Below are 6,964 nucleotides of genomic sequence, written 5' to 3'. Positions count from 1 at the left end.
TTTGGTCTTAAACTGATCGGTAATACCGTCTTATTGGCTATATACCATTCTAAATGATTCATCATACCATTCACCTTCTTTTTCCGCTTACTGCGTTTATAACAGGTGTCTTGGACTCGGATATTGATCTTTCCTTCATTGATCCAATTATATACCTGTTGATAGCTTACACATGCTTTTCGGGGATGATATTTTTTGAATTCATAAATACATAGCTCAATGGATTTATTTCGCCAATCATAATATTTATATAGGTAATCTAAAAAGTCCCGATACTTTATCTTGATATCAATATTTCTTTTTTTGTAGATATTGTTTTTATATCTTGATACTGTTGAATGAGAGATATTCATCCTTCTTGCTACTTCTCTCATTGTACATCCGGTTTCTATCAGAATGTCTATTTGTGCTTTCTTTTTATCATCTAATTGTTTATAATTCATCTGGGAGCTCCTTTTCGTCGGGTGAGCTCCTTTATTATATAAAAAAGCCGCACCTTTGTGGTGCGGTTCATTTTTGAATTAAGGAAACTCTGTATCACTTTGTTGATACAGAGTTTTATTTATCCTGAAGTTCAATGGACTTTCGGAAGATTCCCGGCGTCATATTCTTAATCTTTAAGAAATTGCGGGAAAATGTCTTTGAGTTATTATAACCGACCGTAATTGCGATATCAGCAATCGCCTGATTCGTTGACAACAACAATTCACATGCCCGATTGATCCTAAGCACATGTAGCAGATCATCAAAATTTTTCTCAACCTGCGTAATTAAGATACGATTAAGCTCAACAATGCTGATATTAAAATTAGCGGCCACAGCAGCACTGTTAATGTTTTCATCATCAAAGTGAGTATGTATATAAGAAATCACCGCATTGGAAAGCTGCTTTTCTTTCTCTTTCACAATATTGTTCATCTTCCGGTACACCTTACGATATTCATTAGGCGTAGTACCGATCCTTGAAGCAAATACCTTAGAAATATGAGAAGCATCTACATAACCGGTAAGCAAGGCTATTTCATTTAATGTCAGATCTGTATACATAAGGAAGTTAATCGCCTTTTCGATTCGTATTTCATTTAACAGATCGTTAAAGGTAAGACCAGTTGTATCCTGAACATATTTACTGATCGCGGATTCACTCATATAAAACATATCCGACATTTTACTAAGCGTAAGCTTTTCGCTCGCATGGCTGTAAATATACTTTAAAATGCGGTTCTTATGATCAGAATTAGGAAGCTCTTTCCCCTGTGAGATCGCTTCTTTTTTACTGACTAGCCTGGCAAACAAGACGATTAATTCAATGATCTTATTAATCGTATAAATATTGCTTAACTCTTCATAAGTTTCCGGTTCTAAAAAAGACTCCATCCCGACCTCGCTGCGAATCTGACGCAGGATATACATTACCTGCTTAGCTTCTTCCTGATTGCAGTAAACAACTGGATTTTTTGAAAAATTGTCAAGAATAGAAAAGATCTCATTGTCCGTATTATAAATCGATTTGATGATATTATTCGTAACCTCAGAATTATAGATAATCTTATAATTATGAAGCTGCTGCGTAACATCACAAATCTTCGATATCTCCCATGGAAGAATTGCAATCAGCGTATTCGGTCTGATTTCATATTCAACATCATCAACAACGATCGTTCCGTATCCCTTTTTATAAAACAAAAAACGTGCAGTTTGATGAATCAGTGAATTTGTAGGAGAATCCACCACTTCCATATCAAAGCTGCAAAATTTCTTCTGATCAACATTAGAACAGAATTGATTTTGTATTTCGATTATTTTACCCATTTCATCACCAACTGGTATTATTATAGCACATGGATTTCTCATATGACAAAATTTTTGCCGAACAAGAAAAAAACCGGAACACGTCCGGTCTTTTTTAAATCTATTATTTACAGTATCATCATTGCTACAGATAGGATAATAAGGTTGGCAATTAAAATGCAGAGCATGATCTTTCCAACGAAACGAACCCATGTTGTGAATTCGACACGTGATGTAGCCAGACCACCCATTACAACTCCACTGGTAGGAGTTACAAGGTTTACCAGACCACAAGCACCGGAGAAAATCATGATCATTACTTCTGGGCTTAAACCAAGCTTTACAGCCAGAGGACCGAATACTGGTAATGATCCAGAAGCCAATCCAGAAGTAGAAGGAATTAAGAAGGACAATCCAATGTAGATAATGTATGACATACTGGTAAATAAACCAGAGTTAATACCCTGCAGTGCATCAGCAGCAGCTTTCAGGATATAAGTCTGTAATCCGGTCTGAGCCATGATTACAGTGATACCACGAGATACAGCAACAATCAATGCAACACTGATCATGTCAGCAACACCATTCATGAATGCGCTGATGATTTCCGTTTCCTTCAAACGGTAAACCAGACCAACTACAACAGCCATGATGAAGAACCATGCCTGCAGTTCCTGGAAGTACCATTCACCGAAAGATAAACCGTTTAAGAATGAAGTCCATCCATCAAAGAAATGAACGTTGAAATCTCCCCAAGGGATTAATGAACAAATCATAACAACGAATGTGAAAGCAAACAACAGCATAATAACTTTACGTTTGCCGGTCCATTCTGGTTCTTCTTCTTCATCATCTGCGAATGCAGCTTCTGTAGCTTCAACTTCTGCAGCAGTTAAGACAGTCTTTGTCTTGTCTGCTTTTACTCTCTTCGCATATCTCATAACGAAGAACAAAGCAATCAAGTATGAAGTGATCCACAGAAGAGCACCAAGACCCATGATGATCGTCTGATCAATTTTTAAACCTGGAACAGCAGCCTGTACGGAGTCAACAGCGACACCAACTGCAAATGGGTTGATAGTCGAACCTAAGCAGCCGACACCAGCACCCAACAGGATAACAGATGCACCAGTAATAGCATCAAAACCTGCTGCCATCATGGTACTAACGATTAATGCATAGAAACCGATTGTCTCTTCGGCCATACCATAAGTAGTACCGCCTAATGAGAATAAGAACATTAAAACTGGAATCATGTAAATTTCTTTACCGTTTAATTTTTTAACGATACGAGCGATACCAGCTTCCAATGCGCCGGTTTTGTTTACAACTCCCAAGAAACCACCCAACATCATTACGAAGAATGATACGTCGATAGCTCCACTAACGGAGAAGGCTGATGCACCTTCGCCTCCAGAATAACCAACTAAAGCACGAGGCGCAGCCATAACTACGTCTGATAATTTTGCTGGAATAACGTCACCGCCGATAAACTGTGTAATAATCGCCAGAATAATGATGATTAAAAACAGAATGGTAAAGGCGGAAGGCATCTTAAAGCCTTTTTTCTTTTCCATAATCCATCCTCTCTTTCTCTTTCTTTTAAAAACGAATTACTTCTTGATGATGGTTCCTGTCTCCCCGTGAAGAGCCTCTTTTGCTTTTTCCAGAGATGTGATCAAAGCGACACCGTTTGGATTGTTCTCAACAAAGTCCAAACATGCTTCTACTTTTGGCAGCATGCTTCCTGGAGCAAAGTGACCTTCTTTAATATACTGTTTTGCATCTTCTACAGTCATCTCAGCAATTGATTTCTGATCCGGCTTGTTAAAGTTGATGCATACACGGTCTACTGCAGTCAGGATTACCAGCATATCAGCTTTCAGGTCCATTGCCAGTTTTGCACTGGAACGATCCTTATCGATTACTGAAGCTACGCCTTTTAATCCTTCTTCCGTTTCGATTACAGGGATACCGCCCCCACCAACTGTAATCACAACGTTACCGTGTCCAACCAGCTGGTTAACAACGTTCAGTTCAACGATGCGCTGTGGTTTTGGAGAAGGTACGACTCTTCTGTAACCACGGCCAGCATCTTCAACAAATGTAAAGCCTTTTTCCTTCTGGATTTTTTCAGCTTCTTCTTTGGAGTAGAACATTCCAACCGGTTTGCTTGGTTTTTCAAATGCAGGGTCTTTCTCATCGACAACAACCTGTGTAATGATACTTGCACATTCCTTGTCAATTCCTGCTTTTTTTAATTCTTCCTGAATAGCCTGCTGCAGGTGGTAACCGATGTACCCCTGACTCATAGCGCCGCATTCAGGGAACGGCATCGAAGGAGTCCCTGCTCCTCCGTTTGCCGAAAAGTCCATTGCTAAGTTGATCATACCAACCTGCGGTCCATTGCCGTGTCCAATGATAACATCGTTACCGTCTTTTACTAAATCGACTACAGATTTGGCTGTTTCTTTAACTAATTGCAGCTGTTCCTCCGGATTGTTACCCAGAGCATTACCGCCGAGTGCAATAACTAATCTTTTTCCCATGTTATACTTCCTCTTACATCAAAGTAGCGTACATGATAGCTTTGATTGTATGCATACGGTTTTCAGCTTCATCGAATACTTTAGACTGTTTAGACAAGAATACTTCGTTAGTAACTTCCATTTCAGGAATACCAAATTTCTCGTTAACATCTTTACCGATTGTAGTATTCAGATCATGGAAGCTAGGCAGGCAGTGCATGAAGATAGCTTCTGGATTAGCATTAGCCATAACTGCAGCATTTACCTGATAAGGCTTCAGCAGTTTTGTACGAGAAGCCCAAACATCATCAGGCTCGCCCATAGATACCCAAATATCTGTGTAAACAACGTCTGCGTTGTGTGTGCCAGCTTTTACATCCTCAGTTAAAGTGATTGTGCAGTGATTCTCTTCAGCAATCGCTTTCGCTGTTTCAACTAAATCTTCAGCTGGGAACAGTTCTTTAGGAGCACATGCTGTGAAGTTGATTCCCATTTTTGCACAAGCAACCATTAAAGAGTTACCCATATTGTTGCGGGCATCACCCATATAAGTGAAGTTCAGTCCTTTTAAACGACCGAAGTTTTCTTCGATTGTCAGCAGGTCAGCCAGCATCTGAGTTGGGTGGAACTGGTCAGTTAAACCATTCCAAACAGGGACACCAGCGTGTTTTGCTAAATCTTCTACCAGTTCCTGAGAGAAACCACGGTATTCGATACCATCATAGAATCTGCCTAACACTTTTGCAGTATCTTCGATACTTTCTTTTTTACCCATCTGGGAAGAACCCGGATCAAGGTAAGTAACACCCATACCTAAGTCCATACCAGCTACTTCGAAAGAGCAACGAGTTCTAGTAGATGTTTTTTCAAACAACAGAACGATGTTTCTTCCTTCCAGGTAACGATGAGGAGTCTTAGTAAGCTTCAGGTGTTTCAATTCTTTAGACAGGTCCAGCAGGTAACGAATTTCCTCTGGAGTGTAGTCTAACAGTTTTAATAAATGTCTTCCGCGTAAATTTACAGCCATTTGTAATAATCTCCTTCCAATGTTAATTACAGTTTTAGTTAGTCTTTAATTAGTCTTCTCTGATTAAAGGCATAGACATACATCTAGGACCACCGCGTCCTCTTGACAGCTCGGCACTGGACATTTCCAGAACTTTTAAGCCTTTTGCTCTCAAGAAGTCATTGGTGATATTGTTTCTCTGGTAAACAACGATAACGCCTGGAGCAATACACAGAGTGTTTGAACCATCGTTCCACTGTTCACGTTCAGCTGCGATGCGATCGCCGGCACCACACTGAATCAGTTCAACTTTTGGTAAACCAAGGTAGTGAGCCAGGATGTGTTCCAGTTCGTCTTTCATTTCTTTTACAGAAACTTCATTAGGCGTTTTGCCTTTGGTAATTTCGAACACTTCCAGAGGTCCCATGATACCCGGATGGATTGTGAACTTATCTGTATCGATCTGTGTGAACACAGTGTCTAAGTGCATGAATGCACGAGATACTGGAATATTGAATGCCAGAATCGTATCGATCTTTGTGTTCGGGTGGTTGAAGATGTTCTTAGCGATCATTTCGATTGCGTCAGCACAAGTTCTCTGAGAAATACCGATAGCCAGAACATGCTCGTTCAGGTTCAGGATATCTCCGCCTTCAATGTGGAACGGATTGTAACGATCATAGTATTTTTCAACCTGTCCTTTGAAGTCAGGGTGGAAGTTAAAGATATATTCAGCATAGATAGTCTCACGGTTACGAGTTACTGAATACATACGGTTCAAGCTCACGCCATCACCGATGCTTCCGAATGGGTCACGAGTGAAATACAGGTTTGGCATTGGATCAGCGATGAAGTTGCTTTCTTCGCTTACTAAGTCAACCAGTGAGTTCTCGATGTTACGAGCTTCTAAAGGAAGTTCGTTTACGTTGATACCTTCCATAGTTTTCAGGATCAATTCTTTATTATCTTTGATTTTATCTAAGAACTGGTATGTCAGCTCTTTATATTTTTCTGTGCCAATACCTGCTTCGTTAATGAATTGTTTCAGGAATTTTTCTCTGATAGCAGGATCCTGGTCCAAAGTCTCAGCTGCCAAGTCTTCCAAATAAACAACTTCAACACCGTTGTCTCTCAGAATACCAGCAAATTCGTCATGCTCGGCCTGTGCAACCGGCAGGAACGGAATGTCATCAAACAGAAGTCTTTCCAGGGTATCAGGAGTTAAATTCAATAACTCGTTGCCTGGCCTGTGCAATAATACTTTTTTAAGCGGTTTGATCTCGCTTGTTACATGAATAGCTGTCATAATTTAAAATTCTCCTTCCTCTATTAATAAAAATAGATTTGCGCCCCAATCAGGGCATTCAAACAAACAGCAGATACTGCGTTCAGTGCTGCAAGTCGCTACCTGAAGGGGTAAGCGCTTCCAGCTTCTGACAAAAAAATTAAAAATAATTCAAGTGCTTCCATGGAGCATTGTAAAAAGACGAACCTCTTTACGTGTATATCTTACACTCATAAAAGGGGCGATGTAGGACAATTAAGGGATGTGAAATTGTATATTCTCCCAAAATCGGGCATTTGTGAATAAAATCTCGAAAAAAAGCAAAATATGTGAAACTATTGGCAATTATCACAA

At 39.8% G+C, this 6,964-nt stretch carries 6 protein-coding genes; all 6 read right to left on the bottom strand.

The window, feature by feature from the left end; all coding sequences use genetic code 11:
- On the bottom strand, nt 1-443 hold a 443-nt coding region (locus tag GSF08_RS09450; RefSeq protein WP_160625552.1), incomplete at its 3' end, for a helix-turn-helix domain-containing protein.
- Between the two features lie 115 nt (nt 444-558).
- On the bottom strand, nt 559-1,812 hold the full coding sequence (locus GSF08_RS09445) for a helix-turn-helix domain-containing protein (RefSeq protein ID WP_160625551.1): 1,254 nt from the start codon (nt 1,810-1,812) through the stop codon (nt 559-561).
- 107 nt (nt 1,813-1,919) lie between these two features.
- The gene (locus tag GSF08_RS09440) at nt 1,920-3,368 is read right to left on the bottom strand and encodes a YfcC family protein (protein ID WP_160625550.1); all 1,449 of its coding nucleotides are present in this window, start codon (nt 3,366-3,368) and stop codon (nt 1,920-1,922) included.
- A 36-nt stretch (nt 3,369-3,404) separates the two neighbouring features.
- Nucleotides 3,405-4,340, bottom strand: a complete 936-nt coding sequence (gene arcC, locus GSF08_RS09435) for a carbamate kinase (RefSeq protein ID WP_160625549.1) — start codon at nt 4,338-4,340, stop codon at nt 3,405-3,407.
- A 13-nt stretch (nt 4,341-4,353) separates the two neighbouring features.
- Nucleotides 4,354-5,346, bottom strand: coding sequence for an ornithine carbamoyltransferase (argF, locus tag GSF08_RS09430; protein WP_160625548.1), 993 nt, complete (start codon nt 5,344-5,346; stop codon nt 4,354-4,356).
- A gap of 49 nt (nt 5,347-5,395) precedes the next feature.
- A complete protein-coding gene (arcA, locus tag GSF08_RS09425) occupies nt 5,396-6,631 on the bottom strand; it encodes an arginine deiminase (protein WP_160625547.1) in 1,236 nt (411 codons plus the stop codon).
- Nucleotides 6,632-6,964: the final 333 nt, after the last annotated feature.

Origin of the sequence: Copranaerobaculum intestinale, from assembly GCF_009831105.1 — a bacterium.
Taxonomy (GTDB): Bacteria; Bacillota_I; Bacilli_A; order Erysipelotrichales; family Erysipelotrichaceae; genus Copranaerobaculum; species Copranaerobaculum intestinale.
The sequence above is the reverse complement of the archived record's forward strand: the minus strand, read 5'-3'. Positions and strand labels throughout refer to the sequence as shown.

Bases quoted from the DNA above. Each gene is read 5' to 3' on its own strand.
- arcA (WP_160625547.1), bottom strand. From the start codon at position 6,631: ATGACAGCTATTCATGTAACAAGCGAGATCAAACCGCTTAAAAAAGTA.
- GSF08_RS09440 (WP_160625550.1), bottom strand. From the start codon at position 3,368: ATGGAAAAGAAAAAAGGCTTTAAGATGCCTTCCGCCTTTACCATTCTG.
- argF (WP_160625548.1), bottom strand. From the start codon at position 5,346: ATGGCTGTAAATTTACGCGGAAGACATTTATTAAAACTGTTAGACTAC.
- arcC (WP_160625549.1), bottom strand. From the start codon at position 4,340: ATGGGAAAAAGATTAGTTATTGCACTCGGCGGTAATGCTCTGGGTAAC.
- GSF08_RS09445 (WP_160625551.1), bottom strand. From the start codon at position 1,812: ATGGGTAAAATAATCGAAATACAAAATCAATTCTGTTCTAATGTTGAT.